19 protein-coding genes and 1 tRNA gene are annotated in these 15,851 nt (G+C 59.3%); 13 read left to right on the forward strand and 7 right to left on the reverse strand.

Going from position 1 to position 15,851, the window contains the following annotated elements; all coding sequences use genetic code 11:
• Nucleotides 1-260 precede the first annotated feature (260 nt).
• From ACR3E7_RS01965 to ACR3E7_RS01975, 3 genes are all read left to right on the forward strand, one after another.
• On the forward strand, nt 261-1,247 hold the full coding sequence (locus ACR3E7_RS01965; RefSeq protein ID WP_480503198.1) for a DUF6492 family protein: 987 nt from the start codon (nt 261-263) through the stop codon (nt 1,245-1,247).
• A 65-nt stretch (nt 1,248-1,312) separates the two neighbouring features.
• Nucleotides 1,313-2,608 carry a lipoprotein-releasing ABC transporter permease subunit gene (locus ACR3E7_RS01970; RefSeq protein WP_480503197.1) on the forward strand — a complete coding sequence of 432 codons (1,296 nt, stop codon included), beginning with the start codon at nt 1,313-1,315 and terminating at the stop codon, nt 2,606-2,608.
• Nucleotides 2,601-3,287, forward strand: a complete 687-nt coding sequence (locus ACR3E7_RS01975; protein WP_480503196.1) for an ABC transporter ATP-binding protein — start codon at nt 2,601-2,603, stop codon at nt 3,285-3,287. The genes ACR3E7_RS01970 and ACR3E7_RS01975 overlap by 8 nt, the downstream gene beginning before the upstream one ends.
• Here the strand turns inward: ACR3E7_RS01975 and ACR3E7_RS01980 are convergent.
• Nucleotides 3,271-3,708, reverse strand: a complete 438-nt coding sequence (locus ACR3E7_RS01980) for a DMT family transporter (RefSeq protein WP_480503195.1) — start codon at nt 3,706-3,708, stop codon at nt 3,271-3,273. The two genes, ACR3E7_RS01975 and ACR3E7_RS01980, sit on opposite strands and share 17 nt — an antisense overlap.
• A gap of 92 nt (nt 3,709-3,800) precedes the next feature.
• Here ACR3E7_RS01980 and ACR3E7_RS01985 point away from each other — a divergent pair, with 92 nt between their 5' ends.
• On the forward strand, nt 3,801-4,205 hold the full coding sequence (locus tag ACR3E7_RS01985) for a c-type cytochrome (protein ID WP_480503194.1): 405 nt from the start codon (nt 3,801-3,803) through the stop codon (nt 4,203-4,205).
• A gap of 2 nt (nt 4,206-4,207) precedes the next feature.
• Here ACR3E7_RS01985 and ACR3E7_RS01990 read toward each other — a convergent pair whose 3' ends face one another.
• Both ACR3E7_RS01990 and ACR3E7_RS01995 read right to left on the reverse strand, forming a co-directional pair.
• A complete protein-coding gene (locus tag ACR3E7_RS01990; protein WP_480503193.1) occupies nt 4,208-4,894 on the reverse strand; it encodes a hypothetical protein in 687 nt (228 codons plus the stop codon).
• Nucleotides 4,895-4,935: 41 nt separating this feature from the next.
• Nucleotides 4,936-5,598 (reverse strand): DNA-3-methyladenine glycosylase I, encoded by a 663-nt coding sequence (locus tag ACR3E7_RS01995; RefSeq protein ID WP_480503192.1) that lies wholly within the window; start codon nt 5,596-5,598, stop codon nt 4,936-4,938.
• 388 nt (nt 5,599-5,986) lie between these two features.
• On the opposite strand from ACR3E7_RS01995, the gene ACR3E7_RS02000 reads away from it, so the two are divergent.
• The 5 genes from ACR3E7_RS02000 to ACR3E7_RS02020 all read left to right on the forward strand — a co-directional run bounded on the left by ACR3E7_RS02000 (nt 5,987) and on the right by ACR3E7_RS02020 (nt 11,418).
• Nucleotides 5,987-6,937, forward strand: a complete 951-nt coding sequence (locus ACR3E7_RS02000) for an ABC transporter substrate-binding protein (RefSeq protein ID WP_480503190.1) — start codon at nt 5,987-5,989, stop codon at nt 6,935-6,937.
• A gap of 10 nt (nt 6,938-6,947) precedes the next feature.
• A complete protein-coding gene (locus ACR3E7_RS02005) occupies nt 6,948-7,997 on the forward strand; it encodes a quaternary amine ABC transporter ATP-binding protein (RefSeq protein WP_480503189.1) in 1,050 nt (349 codons plus the stop codon).
• A complete protein-coding gene (locus tag ACR3E7_RS02010) occupies nt 7,994-10,054 on the forward strand; it encodes an ABC transporter permease (protein WP_480503188.1) in 2,061 nt (686 codons plus the stop codon). Before ACR3E7_RS02005 ends, ACR3E7_RS02010 begins: the two co-directional genes overlap by 4 nt.
• Before the next feature lie 105 nt (nt 10,055-10,159).
• Nucleotides 10,160-10,825, forward strand: coding sequence for an NnrU family protein (locus ACR3E7_RS02015; protein WP_480503187.1), 666 nt, complete (start codon nt 10,160-10,162; stop codon nt 10,823-10,825).
• A 71-nt stretch (nt 10,826-10,896) separates the two neighbouring features.
• Nucleotides 10,897-11,418, forward strand: a complete 522-nt coding sequence (locus tag ACR3E7_RS02020) for a DUF2478 domain-containing protein (RefSeq protein ID WP_170784067.1) — start codon at nt 10,897-10,899, stop codon at nt 11,416-11,418.
• A gap of 137 nt (nt 11,419-11,555) precedes the next feature.
• Here the strand turns inward: ACR3E7_RS02020 and ACR3E7_RS02025 are convergent.
• Nucleotides 11,556-11,639: transfer RNA gene (locus ACR3E7_RS02025), tRNA-Tyr, on the reverse strand.
• Nucleotides 11,640-11,755: 116 nt separating this feature from the next.
• On the opposite strand from ACR3E7_RS02025, the gene rlmB reads away from it, so the two are divergent.
• From rlmB to ACR3E7_RS02045, 4 genes are all read left to right on the forward strand, one after another.
• Nucleotides 11,756-12,529, forward strand: coding sequence for a 23S rRNA (guanosine(2251)-2'-O)-methyltransferase RlmB (gene rlmB, locus ACR3E7_RS02030; protein ID WP_480503186.1), 774 nt, complete (start codon nt 11,756-11,758; stop codon nt 12,527-12,529).
• Entirely contained in the window at nt 12,510-12,812 is a 303-nt protein-coding gene (locus ACR3E7_RS02035; protein ID WP_480503185.1) for a hypothetical protein, read from the forward strand. Before rlmB ends, ACR3E7_RS02035 begins: the two co-directional genes overlap by 20 nt.
• Before the next feature lie 107 nt (nt 12,813-12,919).
• Complete coding sequence (locus tag ACR3E7_RS02040) at nt 12,920-13,369, forward strand: YHS domain-containing (seleno)protein (protein ID WP_480503184.1); 450 nt, start codon at nt 12,920-12,922, stop codon at nt 13,367-13,369.
• Nucleotides 13,370-13,568: 199 nt separating this feature from the next.
• Nucleotides 13,569-14,039 carry a CoA-binding protein gene (locus ACR3E7_RS02045; protein WP_480503183.1) on the forward strand — a complete coding sequence of 157 codons (471 nt, stop codon included), beginning with the start codon at nt 13,569-13,571 and terminating at the stop codon, nt 14,037-14,039.
• A gap of 1 nt (nt 14,040) precedes the next feature.
• On the opposite strand, the gene ACR3E7_RS02050 is transcribed toward ACR3E7_RS02045, so the two are convergent.
• The 3 genes from ACR3E7_RS02050 to hisF are packed head-to-tail and all read right to left on the reverse strand — an operon-like array spanning nt 14,041 to nt 15,742.
• Nucleotides 14,041-14,634 carry a hypothetical protein gene (locus tag ACR3E7_RS02050; RefSeq protein ID WP_237217130.1) on the reverse strand — a complete coding sequence of 198 codons (594 nt, stop codon included), beginning with the start codon at nt 14,632-14,634 and terminating at the stop codon, nt 14,041-14,043.
• 32 nt (nt 14,635-14,666) lie between these two features.
• On the reverse strand, nt 14,667-14,984 hold the full coding sequence (locus ACR3E7_RS02055) for a phosphoribosyl-ATP diphosphatase (protein WP_170788310.1): 318 nt from the start codon (nt 14,982-14,984) through the stop codon (nt 14,667-14,669).
• Nucleotides 14,981-15,742 carry an imidazole glycerol phosphate synthase subunit HisF gene (hisF, locus tag ACR3E7_RS02060; RefSeq protein WP_170784078.1) on the reverse strand — a complete coding sequence of 254 codons (762 nt, stop codon included), beginning with the start codon at nt 15,740-15,742 and terminating at the stop codon, nt 14,981-14,983. Before hisF ends, ACR3E7_RS02055 begins: the two co-directional genes overlap by 4 nt.
• Between the last annotated feature and the right edge of the window lie 109 nt (nt 15,743-15,851).

A 15,851-nucleotide genomic window follows, 5' to 3' on the forward strand; every position in this document is an offset into this window, starting at 1 on the left:
TCAAAAATCGAAATTTTGTTCCGCGCGATATGTTGCATTTTGAGTTCAGTCGATCACGCAAACCTAGCATTGACTACATAGCTGAAACAGTTGCGCGATGTCTGTGAACGGCGTCACAACCCTTGGTGTGTCTGACGGATGTCCACTTGCGCTCTGATTGATCGAGCCCTTCAGCAGGCAGAGCTGATTCGGGCGTTGGGTTGGTTGGAACCAAACGGGATTGCTGATAGAGGGGCGAAAACCTTGAAAGGGTCCACCTGGTGCTGAGTTTCGCGACGGTCGTATATTCCAAGGACTTCCCTCTGCTGGAACTTCAGGCGCGATCCTTCGCCCGGTTTGTTGATCCGGCGCAGATCGGGTCGATCCATGTGATCATGAACGACGTTGATGAAGATACGTTGCGGCAGCAGATCGAGCCGATCCTGCCTGCCTACGGAGCGCTGCAAGACAAGGTACGCGTCCTCAGTGGAGACGATGTTCTACTGGGGGAGGGTCATTGTGCGCGACGCCCGGTGCTTGATCGTGTGCTGATCGAGAACCGCTTTCGCATTCCGCTGATCCGCAAGGGCGGTTGGCGTGGCAACAATGGCTACCGCAATCAACAGGTTCTGAAACTGGGCGCGGCGCGGGTCGCGGCGTCCGAGAATATGGTAATTCTGGACACCAAGAACCTGTTTCTGCGCCAGTTTGATGAGGCAGAGTTCTTTGCGCCCGGCGGCGCGGCGCGCATCCCGTTCATAGACATTGAAAGCGATTTTCACCGGAACTGGCTGCTGCAAAGTCTGGATGCCCTTGATGCGTCTCGGCCTGATCCTGGGAAGACTAAGACGACGACCTTTGCCACGCCGTACCCGGTGCGCCGGTCACTTGCCCTGTCTCTGCTGGATGAAATCAACGCGCGCTACGGCTCGGTTCAGGCCTTGTTCGCGTCGCACAGGCGGCCGTCAGAGTTCATGCTGATGAACGCGTTTTGCCTGAAATCCCCCGACGGATACCCGCCCTGGTTCGAAGAGGCCGAGTCCACAGCCATCGGGCTCTGGCCCACCTATTCGACCGAGGTGTTAACGCAGTTGCTGGGACGGCTGGATGACCCGCGGAGTTTGACGCTTGGGTTGCACAACCGTGCCATCGCGAACCTGCCCCAGGATTTGCGCGACCGTGTCTTTCACGAGCTTGAGGCGCGCGGCATTTGTGACCGGAGCCGGGCCAAGGCCGTTTTGCAGCAAACCGCAGCCCTGTCGGGATAACGCGCGGCTTGACCATTCGGCCAAATGCCGAAAGGGTCACGTCCAACAAAAACACCGGAGCAGGCATGGCCAAGACACCCCCGCCCTTTGCACCTTTTGAATGGAAAATCGCCTGGCGATACCTACGCGCGCGCCGCGCCGAGGGGGGCGTCAGCGTGATGACCTGGATCTCGCTGATCGGGATCACCTTGGCCGTGTTCGCTCTGATCGCCACGTTGGCTGTTCGATCGGGTTTCCGTGCCGAGTTTGTCGGCACCATTCTGGGTGCCAACGCGCATGTGACTGTTTATTCGGCTGGGAATTTTGATGCGCAGGGGCGCGTAGATCGGACCATTGAAAACTTCGATCAGGTGGCTGACAGGATCGGGCAAGTGCCGGGCGTTCAACGGGCGGCACCTTTGGTCAAGGGGCAAGTGCTGATCACCAATCGCGACCGCAGCAGCGGTGTAGAAGTTTTTGGGATACAGCCGGACGACTTGTTGGACCTGCCGGGCATCGCTGAAAGCGATCAGGCGGTGGGGGATCTGTCGGAATTCCAGAACGAGGAATTCGTCATCGCCATCGGCTCAGGCGTGGCGCGCAGTATCGGCGCAACAGTAGGGGACACAGTCAAGCTGACCTCGCCCAATGGGGTAAAAACGGCCTTTGGCACTTCGCCCCGCGTCAGCGCCTATCGGGTGGTTTATGTGTTTTCAGCCGGGCGCTATGACATCGACCGCACCCGTGTCTACATGCCGTTCGAACAGGCGCAGACCTTCTTTAACCGTGAAGGCGTGGCCGATGAGATCGAGGTTATGGTGGATGATCCCGAGAATCTGACACCCATTCTGATCCCCATCCTGGAAGCAGCAGGCGAACGCAGTCAGATATGGACCTGGCAGGACGCCTCGGGCGGGTTCCTGCGCGCGCTTGAGGTCGAGGACAATGTGATGTTCATCATCCTGTCGATCCTTGTACTGATTGCGGCGATGAACATCGTCTCGGGTCTGATCATGCTGGTCAAGAACAAGGGGCGAGATATCGGCATCCTACGCACCATTGGCCTCAGCGAAGGCTCGGTCTTGCGCGTATTCTTCATTTGCGGGTCATTTACAGGCATTATCGGCACCACGATGGGTGTGGTGCTGGGTTGCCTGTTTGCGATCTATATTGACCCGATCTTCAGCTTTGTGAATTTTGTCATGGGCGGCGGGGTCTGGGATCCGTCGATCCGGGGCATCTATGCGTTGCCTGCTGAATTGCACCTGTCCGATGTGCTCAAGGCGGTCGGGCTGTCGCTGGGCCTGTCCTTCTTTGTCACCTATTTCCCGGCCCGTCGCGCGGCGCGGCTGAACCCGGTTGAGGCGCTGCGCTATGAGTGATGTGACATTGCGGCTGAACGGCCTGACCAAAACCTATCTGCAAGGCACACCGGGCGAGGTGCAGGTGCTGCGCGGCGTCGATCTGGACCTACGCGCGGGCGAGGCGGTGGCACTGGTGGCGCCCTCTGGGGCGGGCAAGTCGACGCTGCTGCATATTGCCGGTCTGCTGGATACGCCCGACAGCGGCACCGTTGAGATCGCGGGGCAGAGCATCGCAGGCAAAGGCGACCGCACCCGCACCGCGCTGCGGCGGCAGGATGTGGGCTTTGTCTATCAGTTCCACCATCTGCTGCCCGAGTTCACAGCGCTGGAGAACATCACCCTGCCGCAACTGGCCAATGGTGTCTCCGAGAAAGCCGCACAGGACAGGGCGATGGCGCTGCTGGATCGCGTCGGTGTTGCCGCGCGCGCGGATCACCGCCCCGCAGCCCTGTCTGGCGGCGAGCAACAGCGGGTCGCCTTTTGCCGCGCGCTGGCCAACGCGCCGCGCGTGTTGTTGGCGGATGAACCGACGGGCAATCTGGACCCCGAGACCTCGGATCAGGTGTTCGATGCGCTGATGGCATTGGTGCGGGACGAGGGGCTCTCGGCCCTGATCGCCACGCACAATATGGATCTGGCCGCGCGGATGGATCGCAAGCTGCGGTTGGATGGGGGCATTCTCAAGCCAGTTGCGTGATCGCCACCCCGGCGGCCATCACAGCGATGCCGCCTGCGCGGATCCATGTCAGCGGCGTGACCTGGGCACCGAACAGGCCGAAATGGTCAATGGCGGCGGCGCTGATCAACTGCCCGATCAGCACGAAGAACACTGCGTTGCCCACGCCAAAATGCGGGGCGACATGGGTGATCGACAGGACGTAGAAGGCGATTAGCACACCGGCCAGTAGCAGGTGTTTCGGGGCTTCGGCGATTTTGGACACGGCCCCAAAGCCGGGAAAAACCACCATGCCCGCTGCTGAGGCCGCAAAGGCGATGGCAAATAGAACCACCGCCGCAGTGGTGGGTGAGCCGATCATCTTGCCCAAAGCCGCGTTGAGCGCGGCTAGAATGGGCACTCCGACCCCGGCGGCCAACATGATGACTGCATATTGTGTCATGGCCCGTATCCTTTGGTTGCGTTGATCTGGATCATTGCGCCAAGCCGCGCCTCGGGCAAGCCTGCAAATGTCAATCGGGACAGGAGGATGCGATGATCAGAGCGATAGTTGGGGGTGTTTTCGTTGCGGCCGGGATGATGGCGTCGCAGGCCGGTGCGCAGGATGTCGAAGAGGGCGCAAAGCTCTACCAGCATTATTGCGCAACATGTCACGGGATCGATGCCACCGGGCATGGTCCGATGGCCGGAGTTTTAGTTATTCAACCCGCAGACCTGACAAGACTTGCCAGCGATGATGGCACGTTCCCGGTCGCTCGTGTCGTTTCACGGATCGACGGGCGCGACCCGCTGGTCAGCCATGGCAGCCCGATGCCGGTCTATGGGCCGTATTTCGACGGGCAGGACACCTCGATGAAAACGCCACAGGGGCAGCCGATCCTGACAAGCCAACCGATCGTGGATCTTGTGGCCTATCTTGAGACATTGCAGGGCAACTGAGCCTAGCGGCATATTCCTTCGATTTTGGCCTCGGACCACGGGATGACAACCGCCCGCTCGGCCCGCTCACTGGGCAGAGGGGCCAGATCGAAATGCGCGCCCAGCATTTCATGCAGTCGCTCGGTGCGGGGCGCAGTTGGGTCCAAGGCGCGGCAGCAGACATATTCCTCGACAATGGCACCTTGCTGTTCGAACCCGTAGGACAGGAAATCGGACGAGGTCGCCAGATCGAATAGGTAGGGGTCTTTGTTGCCGCCATGTTCCGCCGCTGCGCGCAGGGGATGGTAGCCCGTGGTCTTGCGGTTCTGCCACTGCCAGACATGGGTCAGTTCATGCGCCAGAAGCATGGCAGCGATCAGGTTCATCTCTTCGGGGAAATCGGACATGTAGTCCTCAAGATACCAATCCTGTGTGAAATAAACCTTGTTGAACAGGGCTACGGCGGCCGGTTTTGCCGTCACCACGCCTTCTTCCTGCGGGGGCAGGATACGCTCGCGACATGCCAATCGCGGACGTTCCTTGCGGTAAAAGGTGATCGGGGCAACCGGTGCCCCTTTGACCAGACGGACTGTGCCCACATCCAGCGTATCGCCCTGAATGGCGCTGGCGAATGCGACCTCCTGATCGGTCAAAGGACGACCGCATGAGGTCAAAAATAATGCAGACGTCATCAAAATAAGGCGCAACATGTTCGCAGCTTAGTCCTCAGCTTCTGCTCTGTAATCTGTTTTCAAACGCTCATTGCCAATACGCGGCTGATTTCGGTCAGCGACCGGCCTGATTGATCCATCCATGTGTTAAAAGCCTCTTGCACTGCTGCCATCGCTTTCTTCGAGGTGGGTGATTTGTCGATCACCCCTTCGGCAATCAGGCGCGCAGTGACGTCCTGCGACAGGATGAAACTGTCCCGCCCGGCAAATCGCATCGCATATTGTGCCGAGGCCCCGCCCAACCGCGATCCCCGTTTGGCCAACATCGCAAGCAACCCCACATAATCCGTCGAGGGCCACCCCCCAAGCACATGCCCGGCTCCGCCTTCCTGCCGAAGTTCCAGCAGAAACGCCGCGTTGTCCCGGACGGTTGCGATTTTGGTGCCGTTTCGGACGATTCGGGTGTCGGTCAGCAGGGCGTCGAATTTCTCATCATCCATGAAGGCGCATCTGCCCACGTCGAACCCGTCAAAGGCGGTCTCGAACCCGCCCCATTTGTTTTCAATGACTTTCCAGTTAAACCCGGCTTGAAAGATACACTTGGTGATCACTGCAAGCCAGCGGTCTTCGGCCGTCGCTTTCAGTTCCTCCAACGGCTTGGGCTTGGTGAGTTTTCCGCCCAGGGCGTGCGCGCCGCCATGACGGTCTGCGGCGATTTGAAAGAGTTCGTCGAAATGGCGCATCAGGGTCCTCCGACTCAAAGGTCGCGCTTTGATGGATGGGTTTCAAGCCCTCACAAACGCAGTGTGAAAACGGGCAAAGGCAAAAAAGTTGCGTTTGAGCAAAAGAAATACTCGACAAAGTGTTTGGATTGGGTTTGTGATTGACTGATCAATCAATATCCGGCTCGAAAAAGTGTGATAGACAGGAAGGGCGAGGGTATCCTGCACGTATCAGCAGGGGGGACAGGCAGATGGACCTTACGCGTGATTTCCGCGCCGGGCCCAACTGTTCGCTTCCCTTTTCCGGCTGATTTTGTGCATGTTGCGGCATGGCAATGTCGTGAATCAAACGCTCTGGCCCGTTTTCAGGTGCGGCCGGACGAACACAAAGAAGACAGGGAGAATGTCGATGAAGAAACTGAGTGTAAGCCTTTTGGCCATGACCGTCGCCGGATCGGCCTATGCCGCCGATATGGGCGCCGTGGATGAGCCGATCAAACTGGCCATCAACGAATGGACCGGTCAGCACGTGACGACGCATGTGGCCGGCGAGATGCTGAAAGCTGCAGGCTATAACGTTGAATACGTTACCGCGGGCATGATGAACCAGTTCCAGGCGCTGGCCGATGGCGATATCGACGCAACGCTAGAGATCTGGTCTTCGAACGTATCGGATGAATACGCCAAGAAAGTCTCCGAAGGCACCGTGGTTGAGATCGGTGATCTGGGTCTGGATGCCAAGGAAGGCATCGCATATCCTGCTCATGTGGCAGATTTGTGCCCCGGTTTGCCTGCATGGGAAGCTCTAAAAGACTGCGCGCAGGTCTTTGCGACGGCAGAAACACTGCCTGGTGGCCGTCTGGTAGACTATCCGGCTGATTGGGGTACGCCGGGTGCTGACCGCATGACCGGTTTGGAACTGCCGTTCAAAGCTGTTCCTGCCGGGTCGGAAGGCGCTTTGATTGCCGAACTGCGTGCCTCGACCGAGCGGAAATCGCCGTTGCTGATCACCTTCTGGCAACCGCATTGGGCGATGTCCGCCTATGACGTGCAATTCGTTGAGCTGCCTGCCGGTGAAGAAGCCTGTTTCAACGATCCCGCATGGGGTCCGAACCCCAACGCGGTGAATGATTGTGACTTCTCGCCCTCGCGTATCTTCAAGGCCAGCTGGAGCGGCATGGAAGACAAGTGGCCCGCAGCTTATGAAATTCTGACCAACTATCAGTTGGCAGTCGAAGATCAGCAGCCGATGATGGGCGCGATTGACGTCGACGGCGGTAAGGTCGAGGAAGTCGTCGCCGCATGGATGGCAGAAAACGAAGGCAAGTGGCGTCCGGTTGTTGACGCGGCAACTCAGTGAGCCTGCCTAAGTGACTGACGCACAAACACCAGCCATTGCCTGCCAGAATCTCTGGCAGGTCTTTGGCCCCGGTGCAGACAAGGCCCTGACCGACGCGCTGTCTCGGTCAGGGAATGACGCCGACAAAGCCGCCACAGACTTGCGCGAACGCGGGTTCATCCCCGCCGTGCAGGATGCCAATTTCGAGGTCAAAGAGGGCGAGCTTTTCGTTATCATGGGCCTGTCGGGCTCGGGCAAATCGACGCTGATCCGATGCATCTCGCAACTGCTACCCGGTACGGGCGGTGAAATCCGCGTGGATGGCGAGAACGTCATTGGAGCCTCCAAAAAGGTACTGACCGACCTGCGCCGTAAGAAGCTGGGCATGGTGTTCCAGCATTTTGGTCTTTTCCCCCATATGACCGTCGCCGAAAACGTGGCCTATCCGCTGCGCGTTCAGGGCGTCGGTAAAAAGGAACGTCTGGCCCGCGCGCAAGAGGTGATCTCATTGGTCGGTCTTGAGGGGCGCGAAGACAGCTTCCCACGGCAGCTATCGGGCGGTCAGAGGCAACGTGTGGGCATCGCCCGCAGTCTTGCCGTGAACCCCGACATTTGGTTTTTGGATGAGCCGTTCTCGGCCCTCGATCCCCTGATCCGTCGTCAGTTGCAGGACGAATTCCTGCGCATACAGGCGACGTTGAAGAAATCCATCGTCTTTATCACTCACGATATCCAAGAGGCGCTGAAACTGGCCGACCGCATCGCGATCATGCGCGATGGCAAGATCGTGCAGATCGGCACGCCCACCGATATCGTGCTGCGCCCGGTCGATGACTACGTGCGCGAATTCTCGAAAGACGTCGCCAAGGGCCAGCACGCCAAGGTCGCCTCAGTCATGCGCGACGACTCCGAGCGTGGCCCGGATGATCCCGGCTTGACGACCAGCATGACCCTGGACGCCGCATTGGCGCATTGTATGGAGCTGTATGAACCCGTGCCCGTGCGGGATGACGCGGGCAATATCGTCGGTACGGTTCACCCGTCCGATCTGGCTGCAGCGCTGCAGGTGGATGAGACATGACGGTGATCACGGACATCCCTGCGCAGGCACGCCTGACGATCGGGGCCAAAGCGGCACTGATCACCGTTATCGTCGGCGCGCTGTGTTTGGCGCTTGAGGGCATTGCCCCGTGGTTGGTCAAATGGCCCGCCGCTTGGGAGTTGCCGGCGACGCAGTGGGTCGGAGCCTTCCTGGACTGGTTCCTGAACGGCATCAAACCGGCGATGCGGTTGTTTTCCGACCTGATGACCTATCCGATGGACGCGGCCAATTTCGTACTTGCGAACACGCCATGGCCAATCCTGATCGGGCTTGTCACCGCGCTGGGCTGGTATCTGGGCGGGCTGCCAATGGCTGCGCTGGGGTTCTTTGGCCTCAGCTTCGTGCTGGCCTCGGGCTATTGGGCTGAAAGCATGAACACTCTGGCGCTGGTGGCCGTTTCGGTTCCCGTGGCGCTGGTTGTGGGTGGAGGGATCGGCATTCTGGCCAATGAGATCCCCCGCGTGAAAAACTTTGTTCAAGCCGTGCTGGACGTCATGCAGACCGTGCCGACCTTCGCTTATCTGACGCCTTTGCTGCTGCTCTTTGGTTTTGGCCCGGTGGTGGGTTTGATCGCGTCGGCCATCTACGCGGCACCGCCCATGGCGCGCAACGTGATGTTGGGCTTGGAACGGGTCGAGCCCGAGATCAAAGAGGCCGCCATCATGTCCGGTGGCACACGGTTCCAGCAGCTGTTTCAGGTGGAAATCCCGGCAGCGGCAACGCAGATCATGGTCGGTGTGAACCAATGCCTGATGGCGGCCTTGTCGATGGTGATCATCGCGGCCGTGATCGGTGGCTTCAACGATATCGGCTGGGAGGTTCTGCTGACCATGCGCAAGGCGCAGTTCGGCGAATCCTTGATGGCCGGTCTGGTTATCGTGGTGTTTGCCGTCGTCATTGACCGGATGAGCGGAACGCTGGCCACCGAGCGCAAACGCTATGACCAGCGAGTCGTCTGGGCGGTTCTGGGCTTTACTGTGCTGTTCACTGCGGCCTTCTGGCTGTGGCTGCCGAACCCCTCTGAACTCACCCTGCTGGACCCGCTAGCCGGGGCCATCGACAGTGGCTTGACCACCTTCACTCAGGCCAACGGCCCTTGGCTGGATGCGCTCAAGAACAACTCGCTGTTCTATGTGCTGCTGCCACTGCGGATTGGTCTCGACCAAGCGGTGCTGCCGTTCACATGGGGCTTTCAGTGGACACCGGGCATGAGCTACGGCCTGTTCGCTGCGGCTGCTGTCATCGCTGCGCTGATGGCGTGGCGTGGGCACCTGACCGGAGGGCTGGTTGTGCTGATCCTGATCGGCATGTTGGAAACCGGCATTGCGAACCTGCCATGGCCCTTTGTCCTAACCGGTGCCGCTGCCCTCAGCTATGTGGCGGGGGGCTGGCGACTGGCGGCGCTGTCCGTGGGGCTGCTTTGCACCATCCTTGTTTCGGGCCTTTGGGAGCGCGCCTTGCTGTCGCTTTACCTCAGCGGTGCGGCGGTGTTTTCCTGTGCCGTGGTCGGCGGGCTGATCGGTCTGGCCAGCGCGGTTTGGGAACCCGTTTGGAAAATCGTGCGTCCGATCTGTGACATGCTGCAGACGATCCCTCTGTTCGTGTTCCTGATCCCGGTGCTGATGGTGTTTCAGATCGGTGAGTTCTCTGCCTTTCTGGCGATCTGCGCTTATGCGATCGTGCCGATGATCCGCTACACGCGGCACGGCTTGGTCAACACCCCAGCCGAGATGATGGAGGCCGCCATTTCCAGCGGCGCGACCGAGTGGCAGATCATGCGCGATGTCCGCGCGCCCTATGCCGCGCCGACCATCCTGCTGGGGCTGAACCAGACCATCCTGTATGCCTTTGCGATGCTGGTGATCGCGGCGCTGATCGGCACCACCGGTCTTGGCCAATCTATCTATCTGGCACTGGGTCAAGCAGATGTGGGGCTTGGCATCTCGGCAGGCGCGGCCATGGCCATACTTGCGCTGATTGCAGACCGTATGGTGCAGGGCTTTGCCGAGGAACGCCGCAAGGCGCTGGGCCTGTAACAAAGGGCAGGCGGCGGCGCGACCGCCCCGCCTGCCACTTGATTTCGGACAAAGACGGCCCCATCCAACGGGGCTAAACCGGACGCAACAGGTTCGGAGCATCTTATGACCGGTTGGGTTCTTTTCCTTGCAGCGCTGATCACCTTTCTGCTGACACATGCCATCCCGGCGCGTCCCGCCGTACGCGGGCATTTGATCACGGCGCTGGGGCGCAAGGGGTACTTCGCGGCTTATTCTGTGCTGTCACTTCTGGTTTTGGGCTGGTTGATTATCGCTGCCGCCCGGGCGCCGTATGTCGAGGTAATCCCGCCTTGGGCGCTTTTCCGCTGGGTGCCTTTGCTGGTCATGCCGGTGGTTTGCTGGCTGGCCGTCTCCGGGATGGCGATCCAGAACCCGTTCTCGTTCGGCGGGCTGGGTCAGCGCGCGTTTGATCCGGAAAACCCGGGCATCCTGAGCAGCACGCGCCATCCGGTGCTGGTGGCGCTGATGCTTTGGGCACTGGCGCATCTGCTGGCCAATGGCAGCCTGTCGCATGTGATCTTGTTCGGTCTGTTTGGGGGCTTTGCCGCAATGGGTATGGCTCTGATCGACCAGCGCAAATCCCGCGAGATGGGCATCGAATGGATTCGCCTGTCCCGTAACACCGCGCGCTTTTCCCTACGCGCCCCGCATCCCTGGCCACCCCTTTGGGTCTGGCTAGCATCACTTGCCGCTTTTGCGGTTCTGCTTCACCTGCACGCAGCTGTGATCGGGCTTTCTCCGCTGCCGTAGCGCAGAAGAGTGGCCGGACCGTATCTTGCGTGCTATCTGGAATGTCACAGTTTTACGACGAGGGTCCCTGAATGTACCTGGCCTATGTAACCACCACCGATCGCGGCGCGACCGACCGCTTGTTAAGTGCGGCCGCAGAACAGCTTTTGAAATCCGGTGCCCGGCTGTCGGGTGTGGTGCAAACCAACACCGAATGCGCCGACAACACCAAGTGCGATATGGACGTGCGTGTCCTGCCCGAAGGTGAGACTATCCGCATCTCGCAATCGCTGGGAACGCAGTCTCGCGGCTGCCGTCTGGACCCTGCCGCGCTGGAGCAAGCCGTGGGCTATGTCACGGCCTCGCTAGAGGATGCGCCGCAGTTGCTGATCGTCAACAAATTCGGGAAGCACGAAGCCGACGGGCGCGGCTTTCGTCCCGTCATCGCCGAGGCACTGGCACAGGACATCCCGGTTCTGGTCGGCGTGAATGGCCTGAACAAAGAGAAATTTCAGGACTTTACCGGCGGTGCCGCGGAAGAAATTGCACCAGATCTGGATGCGATCATCGACTGGTTCAACCGCGTTTCCGCACAAAGGGCTGATGCTGCCTAAGCCAAGTCCTTCGCAGGTAAGTCGACAAAACGTCTTTGGTCCGCCAAGGGCTTTTTTTGCAAAAAGGCGATCGGGAAAGCCAGAAAACGCGACGCACCGAATGCAGCATGTTGCGCTTTGTCACCATCTGGGGAAGATGGTGGGCGACCCTGGAATCGAACCAGGCGTGCGTCTCCGCGAGGGAGTTACAGTCCCCTGCCACACCTTGCGGCCTGTCGCCCACTGTCAGGCGTTGCACCTGACGTGGAGGCGTGATTACTAGCGCCTTAAACGAGCGTCAACAGGAAAATACCGCTTTGGCGCAGGAAACCGAATTCCCGGCCCGGAGGCCCAAGAAATGAAGAAACCCAAGTGGGTCGTTGAAAAGGAACATGCGCGCAAGGCGGCGGCTTCTGAAACCGTGTGGCTGTTCGGCCTGCACGCTGTGCGCGATGCCCTGATGAACCCGAAACGACAGAAACTGCGCCTGATCGTAACCCGGAATGCCCGTGACAAGTTGAACGAAGCCATTGAATTTGCAGGGGTCGAGGCCGAAATGGTCGATCCGCGAAAATTTACGGCTCCAATCGATCTCGGCTCGGTACATCAGGGCGCGGCGCTTGAGGTCAAGCCGCTGGACTGGGGCGGATTGGCCGAGAACTGTATCGGGCGTGAACACCCGCGTGTCATCCTGCTGGACCGTGTAACCGACCCACATAACGTGGGGGCGATTCTGCGCTCGGCCGAGGTCCTGGGGGCCAGTGCGGTCATCGGCACGCGGCATCACTCGGCCCCGGAAACTGGCGCTTTGGCCAAAACGGCCAGCGGCGCGTTGGAGCGGCAACCTTACCTGCGCATGCGCAATTTGGCCGATACCATTGTCGAGTTGCAGAATATGGGTTTTCTGGTCCTGGGCATGGACGGAGAGGCCGAGCAAACAATTGAAGAGACGCTAGATGGCCGGTTCGACCAGCCGGTCGCCTTGGTGCTGGGGGCTGAGGGGCCGGGATTGCGGCAAAAGACCAAGGAAACCGTGGATCATCTGGTGAAAATCGACGCGGCGGGCGGTTTTGGGTCTCTGAACGTCTCAAATGCGGCGGCGATTGCCCTATATGCATCGAGACACAGATAGACAGGAGCGCGCCATTTCCACCCCTTCGAAAATTGCCACCTGCTGCTATTGCGGCACGCGGGCCGCATTGGTGCTGAAAGGCAAGCAGCGCCATGAGCTTAGTTGCTCAAGCTGCGGCGCCCCCTTGCACGACCTGAAAATGGTGCCCAAGCGTAAACTGTCCGAGCCCAAACCGGATCGCAGATACGAAAAGCCACGGAAAGCCAAAAAGAAGAAGAAAAAGGGCGTATTCTCGCGCGTGTTCGATGAGGCGTGGGATGTGATAGAGGATATTTTCGACTAACTCAGTTTATTCGGGCACGACCGTTCACATCCGCGTTAATTGGGGTTTCAGATGCGTTAAAGAATTGCATCTTGATACCCTGACTTTCTAATGAAAGCGCTATGATGATGAACCGACGTTTTCTCTTTGGTGCAATTTGTGCCGCTATGATTGCTCCTGCCGCGTTTGCGCAGGAATTGCCCGTTTTCTACAAAACGGACGGTGCAGCTCTGGCCGGCTATGATGTGGTGTCCTATTTCGGGGATGGTGCACCTGTTCGCGGTTTGCCAGAGTATTCGGTCGTGTGGAAAGGGGCTGAATGGCACTTTGCAAGCGCCGAAAACCAAGCCGCTTTTGAGATGAACCCACGGGCCTACGCCCCGCAATTCGGCGGCTATTGCGCCTATGCGATGGCACAGGGTGAGCTGGTCAGTACCGACCCAGCCCTGTGGCGTGTGATTGACGGGCGGCTCTATCTGACTCACTCGCGCGAGATTGAGCGTATTTGGATACAGGATACTGCCGGTTACATCGAAATGGCCGAGGCGCATTGGCCCGTTGTCCTTTACGAAAACTAGGCGAAGTTCCGCTTTTCGTGATCTGTCATCACAAAAATGCGTACCCCCTCTTTTTTTTAACCAAGACATGCTTAAATGTCACAGTGACCGCGGAACGGAACTGCCGCGGGTCATTTCACTGTCCCTCGTTCCAACACCTTGCGCCCAGGTCTTTACCTGGGCGCTTTTTTCTTTGGTCCTTGGCGCATAAGGTGGCCGCATGACCGACTATACCGATGCTTTCCTGACTGACATCCTGAAACGTACCAAGACAGTGGCCGTTGTTGGTGTGTCGATGAATCCTGTGCGCCCCAGCTACTACGTGGCGCGCTACCTTTCGTTGAAGGGCTACATGGTCATTCCGGTCAATCCCGGACATGCGGGTAAAGACTTGTTCGGCAATACGGTGCGGGCGTCCCTGTCTGAAATCGACGAACCGGTCGATATGGTCGATATCTTTCGCCGGTCCGAGGCGGTTCCCCCGATCGTCGACGCGGCGTTGGACGCCTTCCCGAACCTGCGCACGATCTGGATGCAGATCGGCGTAGAACATCCCGAAGCGGCCGCCAAGGCGCAGGCGCGCGGGGTTGATGTTGTGATGAACCGTTGCCCCAAGATCGAATACCAACGCCTGTTCGGAGAACTGCGTATGGGTGGGTTCGCCACCGGAGTGATCTCATCCAAGCTTTGAGCTATTCGCCTGCATAGGGCAGCAGTGCACCGTATTGTTCGGCGCGTCGTTTTTCCAGAACGGTCTCGCGCGGGACCCAGTCATATCGGGTGTCCTCGGGCAGGGGGGACCAAAACAGGACGCCACCATACCGCCAGGGGTCCAGAATCACGCCGTCATACATCGTCTCGCCCTTGCGGCTGATGATCGCTGTGCTGTGGTCGATTCGAAATGGGTTGTCGGCATTCGCAATGGCGCGGTGCATCTCAAGCGTTCGGAACTGTTCCTGATCCAGGCGGCGTTCGATGTCCTCGGCCCAGTGCCAGCACAGCCCGCGGGGACGCAGGCCCTTGTTGACCTTGGCATTATGGATCAACGGAGGATCGGTGATCTGATATTCCTGCGCCAACTGTGCGGTATAGGCATAGGCGATCTGGGCCGCCCGGTCAGCCTCTTCAGGGTCGATGCCCGGCCCGAGGCTTCGTATTTCAGTGGCCAAACGCTGCACATCCTCCGGCGTCGACCGAGGAGCGGTCGCGCAAGCGCCCAGTACAACAAGGGCCAGCATGAACAAAATCGGCCTGATCAACGCCAAGATTCCTAAGCGAAGGGTCATGCAGCCATCTTAAAGCGCGATTGTGACGGTCGTCACCCCTTTGAACGCGCAGCTTTTTCTGCGATGCCACTGATGCCTTGACGGCGAGCCAGTTCAGTCAGCACATCGTCTAGCGCCACGTCGCGGGCCGCCAGCATGACAAGCAGATGATACAGTACGTCCGCAGCCTCTGACGTCAACTTTTTCACGTCGCCTTTGGTGGCTTCGATAATCGCCTCGATGGCCTCTTCTCCGAACTTCTCGGCGCATTTTTCGGGGCCCTTCGCCAACAACTTGGCGGTCCAGCTGCTGTCGGGGTCAGCGTCTTTGCGGGACTCAATCGTGGCGGCCAGATCGTGCAGTATGCTCATGTCAGCCTCATCGGGATGCCTGCGGCGGCCATGTGTTCCTTGGCCTCGCGGATGGTGTATTCGCCGAAATGGAAGATCGAGGCTGCCAGGACGGCGCTGGCCCCGCCTTCGGTCACGCCTTCGACAAGATGGTCCAGATTGCCGACCCCGCCCGAGGCGATCACCGGCACGTCCACCGCATCGGAAATCGCGCGGGTCAGGGGCAGGTTGAACCCCGCCTTGGTGCCGTCGCGGTCCATCGAAGTCAGCAGAATCTCACCCGCGCCCTTGGCGACAACGGTTTTGGCAAACTCGACAGCGTCAATACCAGTGGGCTTGCGACCGCCATGCGTGAAAATCTCCCACTTGCCGGGGCTGACGGTTTTGGCGTCGATGGCGCAGACAATGCACTGGCTGCCGAACTGGTCCGCTGCTTCGGCGATGACAGCGGGGTTGGCCACGGCGGCCGAGTTGAAGCTGACCTTGTCCGCCCCCGCTAGCAGCAGCGCCCGAACGTCATCCTTGGTGCGCACGCCGCCGCCCACGGTCAGTGGGACAAAACACTGTTCCGCGGTGCGCTGCACTACATCGAACATGGTGCCTCGGTTTTCATGGGTGGCGTGGATGTCCAGAAAACAGATCTCATCCGCACCAGCCTCATCATAGGCTTTGGCCGATTCCACCGGATCGCCGGCATCGCGCAGACCCACGAAGTTTACGCCTTTGACTACGCGGCCATCAGCGACGTCCAGGCAGGGAATGATGCGGGTTTTCAGCATGGCGATGTCCTTTGTTGGCGCACCTGTAACGGCAAAGCCCCGCCGATGCCAGACTTGTGATTGTGATCTGCCGCGAAGCCGTGGAAATTAAGGATGAAATTCATGAAAA

The organism is Ruegeria sp. BK1 (genome assembly GCF_056535645.1).